Annotated in this window: 14 protein-coding genes and 2 pseudogenes; 3 read left to right on the top strand and 13 right to left on the bottom strand. The window is 66.1% G+C overall.

The window, feature by feature from the left end; all coding sequences use genetic code 11:
- Position 1: 1 nt before the first annotated feature.
- From AC07WS_RS17270 to AC07WS_RS17250, 5 genes are all read right to left on the bottom strand, one after another.
- Positions 2 to 2,629 carry a pectinesterase family protein gene (locus AC07WS_RS17270; RefSeq protein ID WP_494730270.1) on the bottom strand — a complete coding sequence of 876 codons (2,628 nt, stop codon included), beginning with the start codon at positions 2,627 to 2,629 and terminating at the stop codon, positions 2 to 4.
- Positions 2,626 to 3,417: a rhamnogalacturonan acetylesterase gene (locus tag AC07WS_RS17265; RefSeq protein WP_494730269.1), complete on the bottom strand. Its 792-nt coding sequence runs from the start codon at positions 3,415 to 3,417 to the stop codon at positions 2,626 to 2,628. The genes AC07WS_RS17270 and AC07WS_RS17265 overlap by 4 nt, the downstream gene beginning before the upstream one ends.
- Positions 3,418 to 3,472: 55 nt before the next feature.
- Positions 3,473 to 5,347 (bottom strand): glycoside hydrolase family 28 protein, encoded by a 1,875-nt coding sequence (locus AC07WS_RS17260; RefSeq protein ID WP_494730268.1) that lies wholly within the window; start codon positions 5,345 to 5,347, stop codon positions 3,473 to 3,475.
- Between the two features lie 11 nt (positions 5,348 to 5,358).
- Positions 5,359 to 8,082 carry a TonB-dependent receptor plug domain-containing protein gene (locus AC07WS_RS17255; RefSeq protein WP_494730267.1) on the bottom strand — a complete coding sequence of 908 codons (2,724 nt, stop codon included), beginning with the start codon at positions 8,080 to 8,082 and terminating at the stop codon, positions 5,359 to 5,361.
- A 211-nt stretch (positions 8,083 to 8,293) separates the two neighbouring features.
- Complete coding sequence (locus AC07WS_RS17250; RefSeq protein WP_494730266.1) at positions 8,294 to 9,037, bottom strand: FadR/GntR family transcriptional regulator; 744 nt, start codon at positions 9,035 to 9,037, stop codon at positions 8,294 to 8,296.
- A gap of 274 nt (positions 9,038 to 9,311) precedes the next feature.
- On the opposite strand from AC07WS_RS17250, the gene garD reads away from it, so the two are divergent.
- Together garD and AC07WS_RS17240 are read left to right on the top strand one after the other, a co-directional pair.
- Positions 9,312 to 10,874, top strand: coding sequence for a galactarate dehydratase (garD, locus tag AC07WS_RS17245; RefSeq protein WP_494730265.1), 1,563 nt, complete (start codon positions 9,312 to 9,314; stop codon positions 10,872 to 10,874).
- A gap of 27 nt (positions 10,875 to 10,901) precedes the next feature.
- Entirely contained in the window at positions 10,902 to 11,711 is an 810-nt protein-coding gene (locus tag AC07WS_RS17240) for an NAD-dependent epimerase/dehydratase family protein (RefSeq protein ID WP_494730264.1), read from the top strand.
- Here AC07WS_RS17240 and AC07WS_RS17235 read toward each other — a convergent pair.
- The 5 genes from AC07WS_RS17235 to lepB all read right to left on the bottom strand — a co-directional run bounded on the left by AC07WS_RS17235 (position 11,708) and on the right by lepB (position 17,759).
- A complete protein-coding gene (locus AC07WS_RS17235) occupies positions 11,708 to 12,703 on the bottom strand; it encodes a GlxA family transcriptional regulator (protein ID WP_494730263.1) in 996 nt (331 codons plus the stop codon). The two genes, AC07WS_RS17240 and AC07WS_RS17235, sit on opposite strands and share 4 nt — an antisense overlap.
- Before the next feature lie 22 nt (positions 12,704 to 12,725).
- On the bottom strand, positions 12,726 to 13,796 hold the full coding sequence (locus AC07WS_RS17230; RefSeq protein WP_494730262.1) for a DJ-1/PfpI family protein: 1,071 nt from the start codon (positions 13,794 to 13,796) through the stop codon (positions 12,726 to 12,728).
- A gap of 101 nt (positions 13,797 to 13,897) precedes the next feature.
- The gene (locus AC07WS_RS17225) at positions 13,898 to 16,270 is read right to left on the bottom strand and encodes a CPBP family intramembrane glutamic endopeptidase (protein WP_494730261.1); all 2,373 of its coding nucleotides are present in this window, start codon (positions 16,268 to 16,270) and stop codon (positions 13,898 to 13,900) included.
- Positions 16,267 to 17,007: an ABC transporter ATP-binding protein gene (locus AC07WS_RS17220; RefSeq protein ID WP_494730260.1), complete on the bottom strand. Its 741-nt coding sequence runs from the start codon at positions 17,005 to 17,007 to the stop codon at positions 16,267 to 16,269. Before AC07WS_RS17220 ends, AC07WS_RS17225 begins: the two co-directional genes overlap by 4 nt.
- A gap of 71 nt (positions 17,008 to 17,078) precedes the next feature.
- On the bottom strand, positions 17,079 to 17,759 hold the full coding sequence (lepB, locus tag AC07WS_RS17215) for a signal peptidase I (RefSeq protein WP_494730259.1): 681 nt from the start codon (positions 17,757 to 17,759) through the stop codon (positions 17,079 to 17,081).
- Positions 17,760 to 17,881: 122 nt separating this feature from the next.
- Here lepB and AC07WS_RS17210 point away from each other — a divergent pair, with 122 nt between their 5' ends.
- Complete coding sequence (locus AC07WS_RS17210) at positions 17,882 to 19,027, top strand: cytochrome P450 (protein ID WP_494730258.1); 1,146 nt, start codon at positions 17,882 to 17,884, stop codon at positions 19,025 to 19,027.
- Here the strand turns inward: AC07WS_RS17210 and AC07WS_RS17205 are convergent.
- The 3 genes and pseudogenes from AC07WS_RS17205 to AC07WS_RS17195 all read right to left on the bottom strand — a co-directional run.
- A pseudogene (locus AC07WS_RS17205) lies at positions 19,024 to 20,001 on the bottom strand (alpha/beta hydrolase); the annotation flags it as partial. The gene AC07WS_RS17210 and the pseudogene AC07WS_RS17205 sit on opposite strands and share 4 nt — an antisense overlap.
- Positions 19,999 to 21,177: pseudogene (locus AC07WS_RS17200) on the bottom strand ((R)-mandelonitrile lyase); the annotation flags it as partial. The pseudogenes AC07WS_RS17200 and AC07WS_RS17205, both read right to left, overlap by 3 nt.
- Positions 21,174 to 22,604, bottom strand: coding sequence for an MFS transporter (locus AC07WS_RS17195; protein ID WP_494730257.1), 1,431 nt, complete (start codon positions 22,602 to 22,604; stop codon positions 21,174 to 21,176). The gene AC07WS_RS17195 and the pseudogene AC07WS_RS17200, both read right to left, overlap by 4 nt.
- Between the last annotated feature and the right edge of the window lie 3 nt (positions 22,605 to 22,607).

Genomic DNA, 22,607 nt, shown 5'->3' with positions numbered 1-22,607 from the left:
CCTATTCATCCGAATTGTTGAACTCACCGAGGAAGACTTCCGCCGGCGTTGGCTTTGCGGTGTAGCCGAGATCCGTGACGGGATCGATGCCGGCGTTGACCAGGTTGTTCCAATGGTCGTCGGAGTTGAATTGGACCGGGCGGTAGGCCAGCGTTCCTTTCTTGTTCCAGTCCGACCAGGGCGAAGTGCGGTTGATGTGCGCGCCGATGCGTGAGTTCATGACCACCATTTTGCCGACGGCTTCCAGCGAGTTCCTGGCGATGGTGCCTTTCGGTGCCTGGTAGCCGTTGGTTGGGCCGAAGGTGCAGGCGTAGCCGTCGACGGGAACTTTGTCGTAGGGCGTGCAGCGCGAGTTGTGGAACCATTGGCGCAGCAGGTGGAACGCGCCGGGGCGCGCATTGGGCGAGCCGTCGCGCGTGAAGCGGCAGTTGTCGAAGACGAAGCCGTAGCGGGTTTTGACGTGGGTGTCCGGCGCGGCGGCGTAGGACAGGCCACGGTCGCCCAGCGATCTGATTTCGGTCTGGTGGAAGTAGGCGGTGCTGTCGCCGAAGATGAAATCGACGTCGCCTTCGATGTAGGACTTGTTGAAGAAGCTGCGCGATGTCGTCGCGATCTGCGGGGACTTCAGGTACAGCGTGTCCTGGAAGCCGATCAGGCGGATGTTCTCGAATTGCGCCTTGTCGGCGCCGTCCACCTGCAGCGCCAGCGCCTGGTGGTGGATGTTGTTGATGTTGGGGAGCGCCTCGGCGCGGGCGTTGCCGGTGTCTTTGTTGTAGCCGTTTTCGAACGTCAGGTTGCGGGCCTGGAAGCCGTTGTCCTGAACCCAGACGGTGGCGGTGCCGAAGGTGCCGATCTGTGCGCGGTCCTTGATGGTCGCGTACATTGCCTGCACGGCCGGCGCGGCCTTGGCAAATTGTGCGTCGTATTGGCGGACGTAGTCGGCGCCGGTGTTGGAGGCGTCCAGTTTGGCGGTGATCTTGGTGGCGCTTGCGTCCTTGCCTTCTCCGTACATGGTGATCGGCGCGGCGGAGGCGGGAATGTAGACCAGTTCCTGATAGGTCCCAGGCTTAAGCAGCATGTAAAGCCGTTTGGCGGGATGGTTCTTGCTGTCGGCGACCGCGCGGCTGACGGCTTCCTGCACGGTGTGGAACAGTTTGACGCCATCGGCCTTGGCGGCCTTGTCGACGATATAGTCGGGATTGAAGGCCGCGTCCTTTGCCAGCGGGTCCGCCAGCGGATCCCACGGGTCGATGGATTCCTTGCCGGCGGCGCCGACGTATTTCAGCACTTCGCTATACGCATACTGCCTGGATTGTTCGATGCTGAGTTGCGGTCGGGTGGTGGTCGTTGCGGCGGCGGGGAAGGCGGTAAATCGGCCGGTGCAGGCGGCTGCCGGTGCGGCGGCGATGTCGCCGGTGAGCGCCGCGAATTCGATCCGCCGGTCGGCTTTGCCGGCGATGCCCACATCGCGCAGCGTGGCCTGCAGCGGATGCTGCGCATCGTAGCCCTGCATGATCACGCGCCCCGGCGTTACGCTATGCACGCCGTCGAAGGCGATGTTGGTGTAGACCGGGATCTGTGTGCCTTCGGCGCCCGGGTTGTAGTGGGTGCTGATGTCGATCGGCGCCTTGACGTCGCGCAGGCAGACGTTCCGGTAGCTGACCTGGTCCACCACCCCGCCGCGCGAGACGTCGCTCTTGATGCGCAGGCCGGAGGTGGTGCCATCCATGCTCAGGTCCTCCACCAGCACGCGGCGCACGCCGCCGTTGGTCTCGCTGCCGATGGACATGCCATGGCCGCTGTAGAAAAGGTTGTGCAGGATGGAGATGTTTTCCGTCGGCCCACCGCTGCCGGCCTTGATGGCGACATTGTCGTCGCCGGTGCGGATATGGCTGTAGGCGATGGTGATGTTGCGGGACGAGATGGGATCGATGCCGTCGGTGTTGCGCGCGGTGGCCGGCGTATCGATGCGCATGTCCCACGCGGTGAAGCCGTCCACATTGTTCAGCGTGACGTGGAAGTTGGGCGAATTGCGCAACGTGATCTTGTGCAGCGTGAAGTCCTGCGAGCCGGTGACTTCGATCAGGCGCGGCACGTTCTGGCGCGCCTCTTCCTTCTGGGCGCGGCGGGCAAGCTGCCACCACGATTCGCTGGCGCCATCGACCACGTGGCCGCCCTGACCATCAATTGCGCCTTCGCCGAAGATGCCGCTGCCCCTGGTTTTGTCGGCGGAGATGAAGGGCTTGCAGCCTTTGCCCTGCTTGTCCACCGTGCCGCAAGTGCCTGCGCCGCGGTCGAACAGTTTCGGATTGGTGCTGGCGTAGAGCGTGGCCGCAGCATCGATCAGCAGGCTGGCGCCATTGCGCAGAACGAGCGGGCCGGCGACGAAACCGTGCTTCCCGTTCGGAGAGGACAGCTGCACCGCCTTACCGGCGGCGCATTTGTCGATGGCGTTCTGGATGCGCGCGGTATCGTCCTTGCCGGGGGCTTCGTCGGCTGCCATCAGGGTGGCGCAGACTGTTGGTGCGACCGGTTCCACGACCTTGCGCGTGTCCTGCGCGTGGACAGCGCCGGCGCCGGAAGCGGCCAGCAGGAAGGCGATGCCCGCCTTGGACAAGCGATTCGTCATTGCTCGCTCTCTGGCTTGAACTGGCCGGCCGTTTCCGGCAATGCGCGCTTCATCTCTTCCATCACCATGCGCGAGAAGTAGGCCGCGCCCTTGGCGCCGACGTGCGTGCGGTCGAACGCGGATTTGGCTGCGCCGGCGACTTCCACTTTGCCGGCCGCCAGCGCGGTCTCGGTGATTTTTTCCGGACGCGGCGCCACGGCGAGCGTGTCGGCTTCGTCCTCGCCCATGGCCTGCACGGCGGCGTAGCTGTCGGCGTTCAGGTCCAGCAGCGCGACGTGCTGCGCGGCGGCAGTGGCGCGTATGGCATCGGCCCATGGCAGCAGGTTGTTTTCCAGGACCTTGTTGGTGAAGCTGCGGCGCGTCAGCGGCGTGACCAGTACCGGGATGCCGCCCAGCGCCTTGACCTCCTGCACGTAGCGCGTCATGTTGACGGGGAATTCGGTTTTCAGGTCGGTCGAGCGGCCAGGTTTGCCCGGCTGGTCGTTGTGGCCGAACTGGATCAGCACATAGGTGGCGCGATAGGCGGTGGAGCCGCGCAGCAGGCCTTCCACTTCGTCCCAGCGTCCTTCGGCGCGGAAGCTGGAGGAACTGCGGCCACCCTTGGCCAGATTGAGGCAGGTGTTGGCGCGGTTGATGCGCGCGCAGAAGGCGTCGCCGTAGCCGCTGCTGTTGGCCATCGTCGAATCGCCGACCAGGATCACGCGGATAGGCTTGGCCGTCACTTCGGCGGCGTGGCTGGCGCCGGCCAGCATCAGGGCGGCGGCGATGGTGAGGCTCTTGAAGTTCATTGGATATCCGGGGCAAAAAAAAGGCGCCGGCCGCATCGCGGCTCGGCGCCTGGACTCAGGCGGAGAAGCTTTGATTGACGGCCTTGCCGCCGATTTTGACGTTCTTCAGTTTCAGTCCCTTGACGTTGTACAGGTACATGGGCTTCTCGGCATTGACCGGCGTGCCCAGGTCGCAGTCGCTGACTTCGATGTCGGACACCGGCAGCACCACCGGCTTGCCCGGACCATTGTAGTCCGACGCCACCGGCCCCAGGATCACGATGGCCTGGTAGCAGGAATGGCTGCCGGCCTTGGTCTCGACGTTGGCGCAAGTGACGTTCGAGATCCGCACATGGCTGACGCTCGGCGGACGGATACGCACGTTGTCGTTGACCGGATCGTAGCCGCAGTCGATGGTGATGATGCCGCCCGCCGACGTGGCCACCGATTTGGTCGGGATCAGCGAACCTGGCAGCGTGGAATAGAACGCCGGCGTGGTGCGGATGCCGTTCGGGATCTGCACATTACGCACATGCATATTGCGCAGGTAGCCGCCGCGGCTCATATTGGTTTTGAGGCGGATGGCGATGTTCAGCGGATCGGTTTTCCAGTTGCTGTTCTCGAACACCAGGTTCTGCGCGTAGATGTTCTCGATCCCGCCGGACATGATGCTGCCCAGCGTAAGCGCACCATGGCCGCTCTGCATTTTGCAGTTCTGGATCACGATGTCCTTGGCGGGGCCGAACTGGATGTCCGGACCCTTGCCCGAGTCGATGGCGATGCAGTCGTCGCCGGTGTTGAAGTGGCAGTCTTCGATCAGCACCCTGGTGCACGATTCGGGATCGAAGCCGTCGCTGTTCGGCCCCATGCTGTTGGCATAGACCTTCTTCACGTGCATGTTGTGGCAGTTGACCGGATTGTGCTGCCAGAACGGCGTGTTGGTGGTCTGGTAGCCCTCGAACAGCACGTTGGTGCAGCTGATGAACTGCACCATGTGCGGCCGCAGGTAGTGGCCGATGCCGAAGATGCGCTTCTCCACCGGCACGCGGGCTTCCGCCAGCGAGCGCAGATAGTAGGAGTCGGTGCGCCACTTGTCGTTCGGGCCCTGGATGAACTGCGCCTCCGCTTCGCTCAAGTGCGGCGCGACTTCGCGCAGCGAGACCGGGTTGGCCGGATTGACGTGCACTTCGGTCTTGCCCTTGGTGTGCTTGACGTAGTTGCCCGCGCCGGCGGCGATGTCGCCGGCCCAATTCGGTTTCTCACGGCCCTTCCACGACCACCAGCAATCCGGGTCGCCGTCGAAGGCCACGCCGGCCTGGCCGTCAAGGATGCTGGTCCAGTCCTCGCCGGTCAGGGCGATGTTGTCCTGGCCGTGCGCGTACACCATCGACGAGTAGTTCAGCAGGTCGTTGCCTTCCCAGCGCGTGATCGACAGCTTGCCGTTGGCGCCGCAGTCGTAGGCGCCGTACTTGGCGTAGTCGGCCGGGTTGTTGCTGAAGTAGACGTGGGCGCCGGCCTTCAGATGCACGTTCACGTCCGACAGCAGCACAATCGGGCCTGCGCACAGCCAGTTCCCGGCCGGGATCACCACGCGGCCGCCGCCGGCCTTGTGGCAGGCCGCGATGGCTTTGGCGATCGCCGGGTAGCAGTCGTGCGAACCTGCCACCGGGGTTTGCAGCGTGGCCGATTCGGTGAACGAGGTCCACGCCGTCACCGGCTTGACTTCGCAGGTGGCGGCGCCGAAGGCGGTCACCACGAAGTCCTCGTCGCGGAACTTCAACGGCTTCTTGAAGCGGTCGATGATGGCTTGCGCCTCCTTCCACGGATCGGCCGCCCTGGCGCCGGCCGCCAGCGCGGCAGGGCCGGCGGCGCCGGTCAGGCCGGCCGCCGACAAGGCTTGCAGGAAGCGGCGGCGGCCGAGGCCACTGCCTTGCTGTTCGTCTTTACGCATCTGTGCTCTCATCAGAAGGTGTAGGTGGCGCGGACGTTGTAGGCGCGGCCGATCGGGCTGGCGGCGCTGCTCAGATATCCGAAGTTATACAGGCTGCTGTTGGTCACTGGCGGATTCACGTTGAACAGGTTGGTGACGCCGGCCGTGACCTGGATGTTCTTGAAGCCGTTGTAGGTCGTGGTCCAGTTCCATACCTTGTACGAGTTGATGTTGCGCCAGTACTGCTGCGCCACCAGGTTCTGGTCGGTGTACTTGGAGTTGTAGTTCTGGGTCAGCTGGGTGTTCCAGTTGCCGGCGGCCCAGTTCAGCTTCAGCGTGTGCTTCCAGCGGAAGGTGATGATGGGCAGGCTGCTGGTGGTGCCGTTGCTGGCCAGGCCGAACTGGCCGATGTTCGACACGTAAGGGCTGCCGTTATCGAGCTGGTTGTCGAACTGCGTCAGGTAGGTGCCGTCGATAGAGACCTTGAAGTCGCCGTACGAGGTGTGCGGGAAGGCGTACGATCCCGAGACGTCGATGCCGGCCGCCTTCTGGCCGCCCAGGTTCATCGTGGTGTTCTTGATGTAGCTGATGGTGCGGTCGGCGTTACGCACGAAGTACGACGCGTACTTGACCGGATCGAGGAAGTAGACCTGCTCCGGCAAGTTCGCCAGCATATTGGTCATCTTGATGTTCCAGTAGTCGATCGACACCATCGACGACTTGGTCGGCTCGAACACGGTGCCCAGCGTGAAGCCCTTGGACTTTTCCGGCACCAGGTCCGGATTGGAGCCGGTCTGTTTTGGCAGCGTGGTGTTGCAGACGGTCGACGCGACATAGCCAGGCAGCGGCTTGCCGGTGCCGGCCACGCCTGGCGTGCCGCCGGGGCAGAGGACAGGATCGTCCCATTTGGCTGCGGTCAGGCCGGTGGCGCCGGGCAGGCGGTAGCCGTAGCGGTCGAACAGCGTCGGTGCGCGGAAGCCGGTGTTGGCCGAACCGCGGAACATCAGCTGCTTGGTCGGCTCGTAGCGGAAGCTGATCTTCGGATTGATGGTGTTGCCGAAGTCGCTGAAATGGTCGTCGCGCACGGCGGCGTTCAGCTCCAGCTTCTTGGTGATCGGTACATTCAGCTCCGCGAACAGCGCGGCCACGTTGCGCGAACCTTCGCCGTGCGACGGCGACGCATTGGCGTAGGTGACGTCGGCGCTGATAGGCAGCTTGGTGTCTTCGGTGGTGTCGCGATGGAAGTCCGCGCCCAGCGCCAGCGCCAGCGAGCCGCCTTCCAGTTCCATCAGCGCGCGGCTGGCGGTCAGGTCGACACCGGTGAAGGTCGACTTGGAGGTGCGGTTCTTGGCGCCATCGACCTTGATGGTGTCGAGGTAGGCCTGGCCGGCGGCGTCCTGCAGGCCGAAGGGATTGAGCGCGCCGCTTTTCAGGCCGTCCAGCAGGCCCTGGCCGCGCGCGTAGCCGGACTGGTAGTAGTTGTCGCGCTGCGAAATGCCGACCACCAGGCCGGCCTTGTAGTCCCAGCCCGCCAGCGTGCCTTCGTCCATGACGGACAGGCGCTGGTTCAGCTGCACGTCCTTGGTGGTGGCCAGGCCCAGGTCGGCCACGGCCCAGGTGACGGTCAGCGGCGCGTTGTTCAGGCCCGCGACGGCGGGCACGCCGCCGCTTTTACCCGGATACCATTTGCTGGTCGATGGCAGCGTGGCGTTGACGCCGTTGACCGCCAGCGCGTTGGTCGGGTTCTTGGTGCCGAGGATGAATTCCTCGCCGCGCGAGTAATCGACGGAGATGACGTGGTCTTCGCTCAGCTTCTTGGCTGCGCGGGCGTAGAACGTGACCTGCTGGTTGGCGTACAGCGCGGTGCCGTATTCGTTGGCGTCGAGGACGCAGGTGCCCTTCTGGCCGACGATGGAGTAGGGCGCCAGGCAGCCGCTCGCTGCGTACGGGTTCTGCGCGGTCTTGTTGGTGGAAGTGGTGAAGTTGGCCGGGGTGGCGTTGCCGCCGGTGCCCAGCGTCGGCGCGCGGCCGATGGCGGCCAGCAGGTCGGCGGAGCTCAGGTCGGCGCGGTCGCGCGCGGCCAGGCGGGTGCGCTGGTGGGCGTCGATGGTGCCGTAGATGCTCCAGCCGTCGCGTTCCAGGTTGCCCTTGCCCCAGGTGATGCTGGCGCGCTGCTCGTCGCCGCCGCCGTGCTTCTCCGGCTGGACTTCCTGGCCGGTCAGCGACAGGCCTTCGAACGAGGTCTTGGTGATGAAGTTGACCACGCCGCCGATGGCGTCGGAGCCGTAGATCGAGGAGGCGCCGTCGCGCAGGATCTCGACGCGCGACAGGGCGCTCATCGGAATCACGTCCAGGTTAGCGTAGCCGTCGGCGATGGCCTCGTTGGCCATGCGGCGGCCGTTGAGCAGCACCAGGGTGCGGTTCACGCCCAGGCCGCGCAGGTTGATGTTGGTGCCGGAACCGGCGTTGGACGGCGCCAGCGACGCGGACTGCGGCAGCGACATCATGACGTCGGCCAGCGTGGTGATGCCCTGCTTGATGAAGTCCTCGGCCTTGACGGTGCTGACCGGCAGCGATGCCTCGGTGGCCAGGCGTTTGATGCTGGAGCCGGTCACTTCGACGCGGGTCATCGCCGCTTCTCCGCTCTGCTGCGCGGACGCCTGGTTGGCCAGCGTCAGCACGGCGACGGTGATGGCCGACAGCAGCAGGCGGGGTTGGGCGGAACGGTTTTGGACCGAGTGATCGGACGTGTTCATGCGTGTCTCCTTCGTCTTTTTGAATAAAGTTATGCGCCGTGCTGGAAAAGCACTGGACGTGAGTGGAGCACCTCGCGTACTCCGTGCCGTTGAGACGAGGGCCGCGATGGTGAGCACGGGCCGAGGTCCAAGACGGTCGATAACTTATTGCTTTGTTCGCGAACCGGCATCGAGGCCGGTCCTGCGGTGCTGCTGTGCTACGACTGCTTTGTCATCCGCGCGAGAAGGTGCGGGTCACGCGTTCGAGGTGGGCGCGCATGGCTTTGCGCGCCGCCGCCGGATCGTGGGCGGCGATCGCCTCCAGGATGCGGCGGTGGTCCTTCAGCGTTTCCTGCCGCAGTTCCTCGGTCTGGAAGTGTTCTTTGAGTTTGTGCCACAGGCGGCCGCGCTGGTCCCACAGGTAGTTCAGCGATCCGACCAGCGCGCTGTTGCCGGTGGCGCGCGCGATGGCCAGGTGGAAGTTGCGGTCGGCCTGCTCGTTGCTCGAATAGTTGGCGTGGTTCTGTTCCATCTCGACCACCGCCTTGAGGATGGCGTCGATGGCGCCGTCGGTGGCGACGCGGGCGGCGATGGCGGCGATTTCGGATTCGATCAGGCGGCGCGCGGACAGCACTTCGAACGGGCCGGGGCCCGCTTCCGGCAGGTCGGCCGCCGACGGTTCCGGCACTTCGCTGACGTAGACGCCGGAGCCGCCGCGCACTTCGATCACGCCGCCCAGCTCCAGCGCGATCAACGCTTCGCGCAGGGAGGCGCGGCTGACGCTCAACTTGGTGGCCAGGTCGCGCTCGGACGGCAGCCGCTCGCCGCCGGCAATGTGCTCGTCGCGGATCAGCTGCTGGATGCGATCCGCCACCACGCGGTACAGGCGCGGTTCGTGGGCATTGCTGTCGGCAGGGACGGAAGTCTTTTTCAGCATCGGTGTCTCGTCTTCGTGGGGTGGCTTTGATATTGCCATCTGGTCAGGCCATTCTAAGGTGGTCAGACCAAATATGCAATGTGGACTAGCCAAATTAATTTTTAGCTGTCATACTAAAATCGTCATGCAGCTGCGGGAAGAGCGAGTTTACAGGGCCGTAGCCCCGCAAACAAGCCAGTTCCGCCTGTGGCGCCAAGGCCACAAACAGCGCCTGGCCGGCCGCCCGGAAAGTGGCCTGACCACTTTTGCAGCGCATCAGACTACGCGAAAAAACAACGTTCGCCGGGACCCAGGGCCCGGAAAAGGAAGACAAATGACGACACCGACCAGCGCAGGCACGCCGCGTTACATCCTTATGCACGACAACGATAACGTGGCCATTGTCGTCAACGATGGCGGCCTGCCGGCCGGCGCGGTTTTCGCCAGCGGCCTGGCGCTGCTGGAGGCCGTGCCGCAGGGGCACAAGGTGGCGCTGTGCGCCATCGCCAAGGGCGATCCGGTGCGGCGCTACAACGTCACCATCGGTTATGCGGCGTGCGACATCGCCGCCGGCAGCTGGGTCGCCGAGCCGCAGGTGGAGATGCCGCCCGCGCGCGAACTGGTCAACCTGCCGATATCGACCAACCTGCCGCCGCCGCCCGAGCCGCTGGAAGGCTATACGTTCGAAGGCTTCCGCAATCCGGACGGCAGCGTCGGCACGCGCAACATCCTGGCCATCACCACCACCGTGCAGTGCGTGGCCGGGGTGGTGGAGTTCGCGGTCAAGCGCATCAAGGAGGAGCTGCTGCCGAAGTATCCCAACGTCGACGACGTGGTGGGGCTGGAGCACACCTACGGCTGCGGCGTGGCGATCGACGCGCCGGGCGCGATGGTGCCTATCCGTACCCTGCGCAATATCAGCCTCAATCCGAATTTCGGCGGGCAGGCCATGGTGGTGAGCCTCGGTTGCGAGAAGCTGCAGCCGGCGCGCCTGTTCCCCAAAGGCTCGATCCCGATCCAGAACGGCGGCGGCGCCGAGCCGGCGCTGGTCTGCCTGCAGGACGCGGCCCACGTCGGCTTCATGTCGATGATCGAGTCGATCATGAAGCAGGCCGAGATCAACCTGGCCGCGCTGGACCAGCGCCGCCGCGAGACCGTGCCCGCCTCCGAGCTGGTGGTAGGCGTGCAGTGCGGCGGCAGCGACGCCTTCTCCGGCGTGACCGCCAATCCGGCCGTTGGCTACGCCACCGACCTGCTGGTGCGCGCCGGCGCCACGGTGATGTTCTCCGAGGTGACCGAGGTGCGCGACGGGATCGATCAACTGACCTCGCGCGCGGCCACGCCGGAAGTGGCGCAGGCGATGATACGCGAGATGGAGTGGTACGACAGTTACCTCAAGCGCGGCGGCGTGGACCGCAGCGCCAACACCACGCCAGGCAACAAAAAGGGCGGGCTGTCGAACATCGTCGAGAAGGCCATGGGCTCCATCGTCAAATCCGGCAGCAGCCCGATATCCGGCGTGCTGGCTCCGGGCGAGAAGCTGACGCAGAAGGGCCTGATCTACGCCGCCACGCCGGCCAGCGATTTCATTTGCGGCACGCTGCAGGTGGCAGCGGGCATGAACCTGCACGTCTTCACCACCGGCCGCGGCACGCCGTATGGCCTGGCCGAAGTGCCGGTGATTAAAGTCGCCACGCGCAACGAGCTGGCCGCACGTTGGCACGACCTGATGGACATCAACGCCGGCCGCATCGCCAGCGGCGAGGCGAGCATCGCCGATGTCGGCTGGGAGCTGTTCCAGCTGCTGCTCGATGTCGCCAGCGGACGCCGTACGTGGGCGGAAAAATGGAAGCTGCATAACGCACTGGTGCTGTTCAACCCGGCCCCGGTGACCTGATTAAAACTAGAAAACAGAGACTGAGACATGACCAAGCCATTCAAACGATTGCTGCTGACCGGCGCCGCCGGCGGCCTGGGTAAAATCCTGCGCGACCGCATCAAGCCCTGGGCCGATGTGGTGCGCCTGTCCGACATCGGCGACATGGGCGCGGTGCGCGAGGGCGAGGAGATCGTCCAGTGCGACCTGGCCGACAAGGCCGCCGTGTTCCAGCTGCTGGAGGGCGTGGACGCGGTGCTGCACTTCGGCGGCATCTCGACCGAGAACACGTTCGAGAACATCATGGCGGCCAATATCGCCGGTACCTACAACCTGTATGAGGCGGCGCACAAGCACGGGGTCAAGCGCGTGGTGTTCGCCAGCTCCAACCACACCATCGGCTACTACAAGACCACCGACTACATCGACGCCGACAGCCCGATGCGTCCGGACAGCCTGTACGGCGTAAGCAAGTGCTTCGGCGAGTCGCTGTCGCGCTACTACTACGACCGCACCGGCATCGAGACGGTCTGCCTGCGCATCGGTTCCTCGTTCCCGGAGCCGGTCAATCCGCGCATGATGGTGACGTGGTTCAGTTACGACGACCTGGTGGAATCGCTGCGCTGCGCGCTGTTCACGCCGCGCGTGGGCCATACGATTTTGTTCGGCGCTTCGGCCAATCCGGGCAGCTGGTGGGACAACAGCAAGGCCTCGCATCTGGGCTTCAAGCCGAAGGACAGCTCGACGCGGTTTGCCGCCAAATTCCCGGACACCGGCGCCTATCCGCCGAGGGACGACGTGGCGACGATCTACCAGGGCGGTGGATTCCTGATGTCCGGCCCGCAGTACAAGGACTAGTTCGCGGCGGCGCCGTGGCCGGAGAAGCGGCTGCGGTACTGGCCGGGGCTCACGCCCAGCTGGCGCTGGAACACGCGCCGCAAATTCTGCTCTTCCACATAGCCGGTGTTGGCCGCGATGGCCTTCAGCGGCAATGCGGTCTTCTCCAACGCGCGGCATGCGGCCTCCAGCCGCATCGCCTCCACCATCTTGGCCGGCGTGCGTCCTAATTGGCTGGCATAGCTGCGGGCGAAGGTGCGTGGCGTCATGCCGGCTTTTTCGGCCAGCCGGTCCACGGTCAGGTTTTCGTGCAGGTTGGCGGCGACCCATGCGTGCAGTTCGTCGAAGCGTCCGCCGTCGTGCGCCTGCGCCGCCAGCGGCACGCTGAATTGCGACTGGCCGCCGGTGCGCTTGATGAACATCACCAGCTGGCGCGCCGTTTCGATGGCGACATGATGGCCGTAGTCTTCCTCGATCAGCGCCAGCGTCAGGTCGATGCCGGCGCTGACGCCGGCCGAGGTCCATATCGAACCATCCTTGATGAAGATTTTATCGGCGTCGATGTCTATGCCTGGATGCAGCGCGTGCAGGCGGTCCACCCATTCCCAATGCGTGGCGACGCGCCTGCCCTCCAGTTGTCCGGCGGCGGCCAGCAGGAAGGCGCCGGTGCAGACGGAACACAGGCGGCGCACCAGGGGCGCCTGGCGCGCGACCCAGCCCACCAGCGCCGGCGGCGCGTAATACACCTGTCCCTTGCAGCCGCCCGGCGCGATCAGCGTGTCGATGGCCAGGCCGTCCAGCGTGTCGATGGCCACGGTCATCACCGGCAGGCCGGCGCTGGTGGTGATCATGCCGCCGTCCGCCGAGGCGACGATGGTTTCGTACAGCGCCGGACCAGCACCGCTGTGCCGCTTGCTGGCGGTGGCGAGCGCCTGCAAGGGGCCGCACAGGTCCAGCAGGTTCATGTCGTCGTAGGCGAGCAGCACGACGCGCAGGGTTTTCTTCGGTGGCATGGCGGTACGTGGTCGATGATCTTCAGTGGTAGGAAGGATACTCGAATTCCAGCGCCACCAGCAGCGCGGTGCGGTGGCCGTAGCGCTGGTTCAATCCTTCCAGCGCACGGTCGAGCGCCTGGCCGGGCAGGGCCTCGGCGGCGGTGGCGGGCAGCAGTTCGGGCGCGTCGGCCGCGCCCTGGACGCGATCCGGCGCGATGGTCAGGCCGGAGCGCGACTGCACCGGCCCGGCGGTGGCGGCGACCGAGTAGACCTTGCTGCGCTTGGAGCGCGACCACGCGTCGGCGGTGAAGGCCAGCGTGATCTCATCGACGCCCGGCGCCACCGCAACGCCGATGTCGTCGCGCGAGTGGAACCATTGGTTGGTGTAGCCGGCGATATAGGCGGTGAGGTTGGTGCCCAGGCGCGGACGGAAGATGTCGCTGTTGTGGGTGGTGCTCCAGTCGCCGACGCCGATCTGCCGCGCCACTACGCCGGCGCGTTCGGTGCCGGCGATGGCTTCGATCAGCGCCAGCGCGGTCGGCATGGCGGCGCTGACGCCGGCGCTGGAGACGACCTTGCCGTCGGCGACGTAGCGGATGTTGCCGACCCATTGCGTGTCCGGGTAGTGCTCCTTGCGATAGGATTCGGTGGCCCAGTGCGCGGTGGCGCGGCGGTTCTTGAACAGACCGGCGTTGGCGACCACCAGCGCGCCGTCGCAGATGCTGACGATGGTGGCGCCCTTGGCGCCCTGCGCGGCGACCCATGCCACCAGCGCCGCGTCGTCCGGCTTGACGACGGCCGGCACGATCACATAGTCGGCGCCCTGCGGGAAGCGCTGGTCGAATTCGCTGGTGGTGGCATCCGGCTGGAGCTTCAGTGCCGGCCGCATGGACAGCGGGCCGGCTTGGGTGGCGACGCTCATCAATTGCGCCGCGCCGGAGCGGGCCAGCACGCCGTAGGGGATGACGAAATCGGTCAGTTCGGTGCCGCTGTTTTCGCCGACGACGGCGATCACCGGCTTGGCGCGGCCGAAGCGGTCCTGGTAGGCGGGAAGTTCGCCGGCGGTGGCCAATTGGCCGATCAGCAGGAGGAGATAAATCAGTTTGCGCATCTGGATGTTCCTGTCTTCGTGGTCTGACAGGGATTATCCGGCGCGCGCATCGTGGCAGGATGACATAAAACAGTCAATTCCTGCCACGGCGGTCCTGGCGTCTAGATCATCCAGAACTGCCAGGAGAGGACGATGGCGTTGTACACCGCGTGGACCAGCATGGGGCCGAGCAGGGTTTTGCTGCGCTCATACGTCCATGCGGCGCACAGGCCGAGCACGAAGACCGGCAGCATCGACATCGGCGGATGCACGACGGCGAAGATGGCGGCGCTCATCGCCATGGCCGGCACGGCGGACATCGAGCGGCGCAGGCCGCCGTAGATCAGACCGCGGAAGATGAACTCTTCGCACAGCGGCGCGGCCAGCACGGCCAACGCCAGCAGCCAGCCGCGCGTGCCGGCCGATGCCGCCGACTGTTTGGCGACGTCCGCCCACAGCGCCGAATGGTGCAAGCCGGTCAGGTAGGCCAGCCCCACGACGCAGGCCACGAAGGCCGCCATCGCGCCGTAGCCCAGCGTCAGCGTGAGGTCGCCGCCGCGCAGAATGGCCGGCACGCCGGCGGTCTTGCTGCGCCAGTAGACGAAGCGCATCAGCACATAGACCAGCAGGCCGGATGCGGCGAAGGCTATCGTCACCGCTTGCAGCGCGGGTTGCTCCATGCCTTGTACCAGGAACAGCGCGATCAGTCCCTGCATGATGAAGAACGCGGTGGCGGCGATCAGACCGTCGGAGGTGGACACGCGCGGCGGCGGCGCGGCGGCGGGATCGAGCAGATAGGGCAGGGCGTCGCGCGCCTTCTGCCACAGCGCCAGCGCCAACGATCCCACCAGCACCATCACGACCAGCTTTTGCGACCACACGTTGCTGTAGATCGACCAGGTGTAGAAGCTGGCCAGCAGCATGTACAGGTAGATGTAGGTTGGCCGCACGCGGGCGCGGGCATCGACCGCTTGCGGATCGCAGGCGAACACGCCGAGCGAGACGGCGATCAGCGAGTAGATCGGGATGCCGGCGAAGACGATCAGCAGCAGCGCCAGCATGCTCCATTCGAAGTGCGTTGTGTACCAGGCGCTGATGCCGACGATGATCAGCGGGTAGATCAACGTCAGCATGCCCCACAGCTGCGCCTTTTCCTTCAACACGCTTTCGATGGAGCGCGGCACGGTGTACAGCAGCCAGAGCACCTGGCCTTCGTTGTTCAGGGTCTGGAAGGCCGACAGCATCAGCATGTAGACGCCGATGCCGAAGGCGATGGTGGCGGCGGTGATGTGATTGACGCCCAGCTCCGCGAAGCTATTCAGCTTGCCGTTGAAGACCAGCTGGCTGACCACGATAATCACCGGCAGCAGCAAGGTCTGGACCAGGAAGTTGCGGTCGCGGCTCAACAGCCGCAGCTCGCGGCGCTTGATCGGCGTGAACGCCTCGGAAAGCCAGCTGCCGGCGGTGGGCGCGGCCTGCGGTTTGCGCCGCACGCTTTCCCGCGAGCCGGCGTTGACCACGCCGTTGCGCAGCTGGTAGCGCATCAGCGCCACGCCGGCCCACAGCAGCACGGCGGTCTGCGCCAGCAGCAGTGCGATGGCCAGTCCTGCCTGCGCCGGGCTGGATGCCTGCATCGCTTGCAGCACCAGTCCCGGCGGCGTCCAGCCGGTCCATGCGGGGAAGGCGCGCGCCCAGTCCATCACGAAGCCGCTGGCGTTGGGCATGCCGAGCGCCATGACGAAGTAAATCAGGGGCATGCTGAATAAGCCGGTGACGGCTTGAAGGTTGCGCAGCTGCGACGCGGGCAGCCACATACGCAGTCCGGTGTCGGCCAGCGTGTGCAGCAGGGCGGCCAACGGCAGCAGCACCAGCAAGGCCGCCAGCGCCGCCAGCGGCGCGAACCAGCCCAGGCCCGAGTACCAGCCGATGATGCCCAGCGGCGGCATCAACGCGAACACGCCACTGAAGTTGGCCGCGCTGCGCTCCAGCAGGCGTCCCCACAACAGCGTGGGACGTTCGACCGGCATCGTCACTAGCCACTCCAGATCCCAGTCGGGTTGCGCCAGTTCCTTGCTGCCCAGCGGGAGCAGGACGGCAAGCCCGAACAGCAGCGTGAGCACCATCGTCAGGCCGCGCGCCAGCTCCGGCTGGAACGGCGCCTGGTGCAGTTCGGCGGCGGCCAGTTCGATATTCTGATAGTGGTCGTGGTCCTTGTCGACCACGTTGCAGTGGCTGCCGGCTACCAGGTGGCAGTCCATGTTGAGCAGCACGTTGCGCGACAGGCTGACGAAGGAGAACGACATGAACAGCACCATCACCGCAGTCAGCACCCACAGGCTGCTCTTCTTGCCGGCGATGCCGTCGCGCGCCTTCTTCTTGCGGAATTTGCGGAACAGGTTATTGGCCAGCATATTGCGCTGGCGGGTCAGGCGCATTTTGGTCATCAGCCAGATGGCGCGCGCCTGCGTCACTGGCTGGGCCGCCTGCTGCGTCATTGTGCGCGCTCCGCTGCGGTTTCGTCGGTGATCTTCAGGAACACGTCTTCCAGCGAGCCGCTGGCCGAGGCTTCGGCGCGGATCTCGTCGAGCGTGCCGGTGGCCACCAGCTGGCCATGGTGGATGATGCCGACGCGGTCGCACAGCTTTTCGGCCATGTCCAGCAAGTGGGTGGAGACGAAGATGGTGACGCCGCGCGCAGCCGCCGCCAGCAGGCGTTCCTGCACGTCGCGCGAGGCGCGCGGATCGAGGCCGTTGATCGGTTCATCGAGGATCAGCACCGCCGGATCGTGGATCAGAGCGCAGGCCAGGCCGAGGCGCTTCTTCATGCCCAGCGAGTAGTTGACGGCGTAGTCTTCGGCCGCTTCTTCCAATCCGAATTCGCTCAGCAGGCGCGCGCTGCGCTCCATCGCCTCGGCGCGCGGATAGCCGTGCATCTCGCCGACGAACTGCAGGATCTCGCGGCCGCGCAGGTAGTCGTAGAAGATCGGCGTGTCGGGCAGGTAGCCCACGCGGCGTTTGACTTCGGCCGGCTCGCTGTGGCAATCGAGGCCGTCGATCAGCACGTGGCCGGCGCTCGGCACCAGGATGCCCATCATCATGCGGATGGTGGTGGTCTTGCCGGCGCCGTTGGGGCCGAGGAAGCCGAATACCTCGCCGCGCTTGACGGTCAGGTTCAGGGGTTTGACGGCGTTGAAGCCACCGTAGACTTTGGACAGTCCCTGGAATTCGATCATGTTGGTCCCGACAATGTTATGAGATTTTCTACCAATCATAGCATTGCCGGGATGCGGCGGCGAGGGCGGGCTTACGGCGTCGGGTAGAGGCTCATGCCGAAGCGTTCGGTGCGCGGATGCCAGTTGCCGGTGATGTCGGCCGAGGCCAGCACGCGCTCGGCGCGGCCGATCAGCAGGGCGCGCGGCACCAGGCCGATGTAGCGCGAGTCGGCGCTGTTGTCGCGGTTATCGCCCAACATCATGTATTCGCCGGGCGGCACGGTGAGCGGCGCGAAATCGCGGCGGGCCTGCACCTGCGGCATCAGCTGGATCGAATGGGCGCGGGCGTCGGCGATGGACTCGCCCAGGCGCAGCGCGGCGAGCTCGCCCAAGCCGTTGACGTTTTCGGTGGCGTGGCCGAGGGCCGCGTAGCCGGCCTGCCGGCCGTTGATGATCAGCTGTTCGTTGCGCATCTCGACGCGGTCGCCGGGCAGCGCGATCACGCGCTTGATCAGCCGCGTGCCGTCCTTCGGCGACGAGAAGGTGACGATGTCGCCGCGTTGCGGTTCGCCGGTGGTGCCGAGGACGACGTCGGTCAGCGGCAGCTTGACGTTGTAGGCCAGGCGGTTGACGAACACCACGTCGCCCTCCAGCAGGTTGGGGTGCATGGAGGCGGACGGGATGGGGTTCCAGTCGGCGATGGCGGTGCGGAAGATCCCGAACAGCATCAGGAACAGTAAGAAGCCTTTGTTGGCGCGCGCCCAGTTTTTCATTGCGGTTCCCGGAGTGGTAAAGGTGACTCAGTTTGTTGACTGATTCTTAAACATGGCTTAGCGGCGGCTTTACTTCGGCGCCGGCCTAACTATCGCGGCGAAATTGGTGGCATGCTTGTCGCATGAATACTACCTATCCCCAACACGCGCTGGCCGCGGTGACGCACGCCGATCCTTATCCATATTACGCCGGTTTGGCGGCGGAACAAGGCTTGCGTTTCGATTCAGGCCTGGGCCTGTGGATCGCCGCCAGCGCCGCCGATGTGATGGCGGTGATGCGGCATCCCGATTGCCGCGTGCGTCCGCTGGCCGAGCCGGTGCCGGCGGCGATCGCGGGCGGCGCGGCCGGGCAGGTGTTCGGCGCGCTGGTGCGCATGAACGACGGCGAACGGCATGCGCAACCGAAGCTGGCGTTGCAGCGGGCGCTGGCCGGCGTGGACACGCAGATGGCCCGGCGGTGCGCGCGGCGGCTCGGCGGCAGCTTGTGGCGCGATGATGGCCTGGCGTCGTGGATGTTCGAGGCGCCGGTGTCGGCGATGGCCAGCCTGCTCGGTTTCGCGGACAAGCAATTGCCGGCGGTGGCGGCATGGATGGGCGAGTTCGTGGCTTGTCTGTCGCCGTACAGCGACGCGTCGCAGATCGGGCGCGCGCATGCGGCGGCGCTGTCGCTGCTGGCGGGGTTCGAGGAGCTGCTGCGCGCCGCTTCGTTGTCGGCGGCGCCGGGCAGCTTGCTGTCGCAGGTGGTCGCCGAGGCGGAGGCGGTGGGCTGGAGCGAGTCGCATGGCTTGCTGGCCAATCTGGTCGGCTTGCTGTCGCAGACGTATGAGGCCAGCGCCGGCTTGGTCGGCAATTGCGTGCTGGCGCTGGCGCGTCAGCCGGGGGAGGAGCGCGGCGGGGTGGAGGATGCGGCCGCGTTGGTGCGGATGGTCAGCCGTCTTGACCCGCCGATCCAGAACACGCGCCGCTTCGTGGCGCGCGATTGCGAGATCGGCGGCGTGCCTTTGCTGGCGGGGCAATCGGTGTTGCTGGTGCTGGCCGCCGCCAACCGCGACCCGCGCGGCGAGGGGCGCGAGTTCGGCTTCGGCCACGGCGCGCACGCCTGTCCGGGGCAGGCGCTGGCCTGCGCCTTCGCTACCGGCGCAATGGAGGCGCTGATGGCCGGGCAGGCATACCCGGATCTGCTGCGGACATTGGACTGGACCTATCGCCGCTCGCCCAATGCGCGCATACCTGTGTTTGGGCTGAAGGCTGGTCCACCGGCCGGCTAGGGAAGCGCGTCCAGCTTCTTCTCCGCGAGGAACCGGGACACCAGATCCGCGATCTGGACGTTGTTCAGGTCGGACATCAAGAAATGCGTGTTGCCGCGAACTCCGATCTCCGGGAGGTGGACCAGGCGGGCATCGCCTCCATGCTTGTTGATGGCGTCGACCCAGAGCCGCGCCATGGCGAGCCGTACCCGCCAGTTGTCCTGGCCGCGTTCCTTGCTTGGCTGTTCCGGGAAGTTGTCGCCGTAGTAGATGACGATCGGCAGGCGGGTGAGCTTCTGGAAATCGGACGGCTGCACTGTCTCGGGCGACAGTGTTCCGGCGGCGCTCGGCATCGCCGGCGGCGCCTCGCCCTGCGGGAAGATGAAGCCGCTGCCGGGTTCGAAGGCGACTATCGCTTTCACATTGGGGTTCTTGATCGCTGTCAGCCAGCCCGGGCCGCCGCCCTGCGAATGGGTGAACAGGATCGCCGGCCCGACCCTGGTGAACAAGGCCGACATGGCATCGGAAACGACGCCGGCGTCATAAGGGCCGGTGTTGGGCGTCACCGAGCGGAAGAACTGGTCGAGCGTCTGTGGCTTGCGGTCGAACTGCACGTTGTCGTAGTAGTTGGGCCATTTGCCGATGCGGAACTGGTCGAAGAACAGTTGGTCGTTCGGCGTAGGTTCGACCGATGCGGCGACGGTGCTGTTGCCGGCTCGTCCCCGGCGCGGCTGGTCCACGAGATAGACCGGAAAGCCGCGGCGCAAAAACAAGTTCTGGAAGCCTTCCCGTCCATCCGGCGTGCTTTCCCAACTGCGCGCCGACTGGTATGCGCCGTGCAGCATGACGATGGGCAGAGCCTTGGGGTGCTGTGGAATCTGGTAAAAGGCGTAGAGGTGATCTCCGTGGAAGCTCGGTCCATCCGCGCCTTGCCGGAGTTCCGTCCCGCCCGCCGCGAAGCTGCCCTGTGCCTGGATCAGCATAGGGCCGCCGGCAAGGGCCTGCGTCAGCGCATCATCCGCGCGGCTGGCGGCCTCGTGGCTGCCTTGATTGAAGAGGACTTGTATCGTTTGGCGCAGCTGTGCGGCGCTCAGGCCTGCGCGCATGCCGGCCCGCATGTGCGAACGCAGTTGCGCCTCGACGCCGGGCATGGCGGCGAGCGCGCCGAGCGTGGCCAGTTCGCGGCTCTGCCAGTCAAGGTTGTCGCGTTCGAAAATATCGCCGAACAAATGCGTCTGGAGATACTGGTTGATGATGGGCGCGAAGTCGAACACGGGACCCGTTACCGGGCCGCCGGAAATCTCGGACTGGTTCGCTTTGCCGATCACGGCCAGCGCGTTTCCGGTCGCGACGGCTTTGCTTGGTTCGCGGCCAGGCGCGTCGTGAATTCCGCGCTGTTTGCGTGCTTCGACAACTTGCATCAGTTCGCCAAGCGCGTTCAGGCTTTTCGGAAAACCCGCGTAGGCGTAGAGCTGCACCAGGATTTCTTTGGCTTCGCTGATGGTCAATCCTGCATCGAGCCCGTGGTTCAAGGCGGTGCGCAGTCGCGGCATGTCGCTGGCCGCCGCGAAGAATGCGATCAGGGGAATGGCCTGCTGCCTGGCGGACAGCTGATCCGATGGGGCGTTCCTGTCGACGTCGCCGATCTGCCTCGCTGCGGTGGCCGGCGCGAGGCCGGTGCTGGTCAGCGCGGCCTGGTACTCCTGGTCGGCGACCTTGCCCTGCCAGGCCACCGAGTTGCCGTCGGATTTTTCGGCGATGGCGATGTGCGTCATCGGTTCTGTGGGGCCGGCGCCGTGCCAGTGGCGCACGTTGGCCGGGATGGCGACGACGTCGCCAGGACGGATCAGGCGAGCGGCTTGCCCTTGCTGCTGAACCAGTCCGAGGCCGGCGGTGACGATCAAGGTCTGGCCCAGAGGATGCGTGTGCCACGCCGACCGGGCGCCCGCCTCGAAGGTGACGGTGGCGCCACCCGCGCGTCCAGGCGGCAGCGCCTGGAACGGTGTGCCGATGTGGACGATGCCTGTAAAGGTTTCCGCCGATCCGGTGGCGGTCGGCTGGGCTGCGGCCGGGCGCACTACAAGGACTTGCGGGAGGACCGGCGCCTGCGTGGCGTTTGCGCCGGCGACGGCCGCCATGGCGCCCAGCGCGATGTACAGCATCGATTTCACGAGTAACCCTCCTGCCGCTGCGATTTGATTTTACGGTGGGGCAGGACGATGAAAGCGCAGGACACGATCATCGCCAACACGAGCAACAGGCCGGCGGCGTTCATGACCGCCGATATTTGATGCGCGAGCGCCTGGCTGTCGTGGATGGCGGCAGGTGCGGCGCTGGCGAACACCAGCACCAGCAAGCCCAGCCCCAAGGCGCCGCCCAGTTGATGGGCGACGTTGACCAGGCCGGAGGCGGCGCCGGCATCGTCGCGGGCCACGCCTGCCACGCCGGCGGCGGTCAAGGGGCCCAGCAGCAAGCCCTGGCCCAGTCCGATCAGCAGCATGGGCGGCGCCACGTCCGTCCAGTAGCTGGCGCCGGCGTCGGCATGGCCCAGCCAGAACAGGCCGGCGGCGCCCAGCGACAAGCCGGCGAGGATGAGCCAGTGGGCGTCGAGGCGGCGCGCCAGCCTGGGGACGGCCATCGCCGAGGCGAAGTTGGGCAGCGTGACCGGCAGGAAGGCGAGGCCGGCCTGCATCGGCCGCAGGTGCAGCACGCCCTGCAGGAACTGGGTGGAAAAGAACCAGAAGCCCACGGCGCCGCCGAGGAACAGCATGCGGGACAGATAGGCTCCCGCGCGTGCGCGGTTGGCCAGCAGGCGCAGCGGCAGGATGGGCTGCCGGACGTGGCGCTCGATCAGGACGAAGACGATGGTCAACGCCACGCCGGCGAGCAGCGAGGCTTGCGCCATGGCGTCATGCCAGCCGGCCTCCGCCGCGCGCACCAGGCCGTAGACCAGCGCGCTCATGCCGGCGGTGGAGCTGGCCGCGCCCGCCACGTCGAAACGGCCGGGATGCACGGGCGTTTCCGCGATGTGCCGTCGCGCGGCGGCGATCAGCAGCAGGCCGATGGGAAGGTTGATAAAGAACCCCGCCCGCCACGACACCAGGTCGGCGAACAGGCCGCCCAGCACCAGGCCCAGCGTGGCGCCCACGCCGGCCGCCGCGGCGTACATCGACAGGGCGCGCGTGCGCGCCGGCCCTTCGGCGAAATGGGTGGACAGCAACGCCAGCGTGGACGGCGCCAGCACCGCCGCGCCCACGCCCTGGATGGCGCGGGCCGCGAGCAGCCACGGCGCCGACTGCGCCAGGCCTATCGCCATCGAAGCCACGGTGAACAGCGCCAGGCCGGCGATGTACATGCGGCGCCGGCCCAGGATGTCGCCCGCCCGCGCGCCCAGCAACAGCAGGCCGCCAAAGGCCAGCGTGTAGGCGTTGGTCACCCACGAAAGCTGCGCGGCGCTGAAACCCAGGCTGGCCTGGATGCGCGGCAGGCCGGTGATGACGATGGAGATGTCGACCACGATCATCAGGTAGCTGGCGACGATGATGGCCAGCACCATGTTGGCGTGTCGCGTCGGAGCAAGGGCGGCGGTGTTGTGCATGGC

This window comes from Duganella sp. GW821-FHT01E12 (assembly GCF_059422325.1).
The sequence above is the reverse complement of the archived record's forward strand: the minus strand, read 5'-3'. Positions and strand labels throughout refer to the sequence as shown.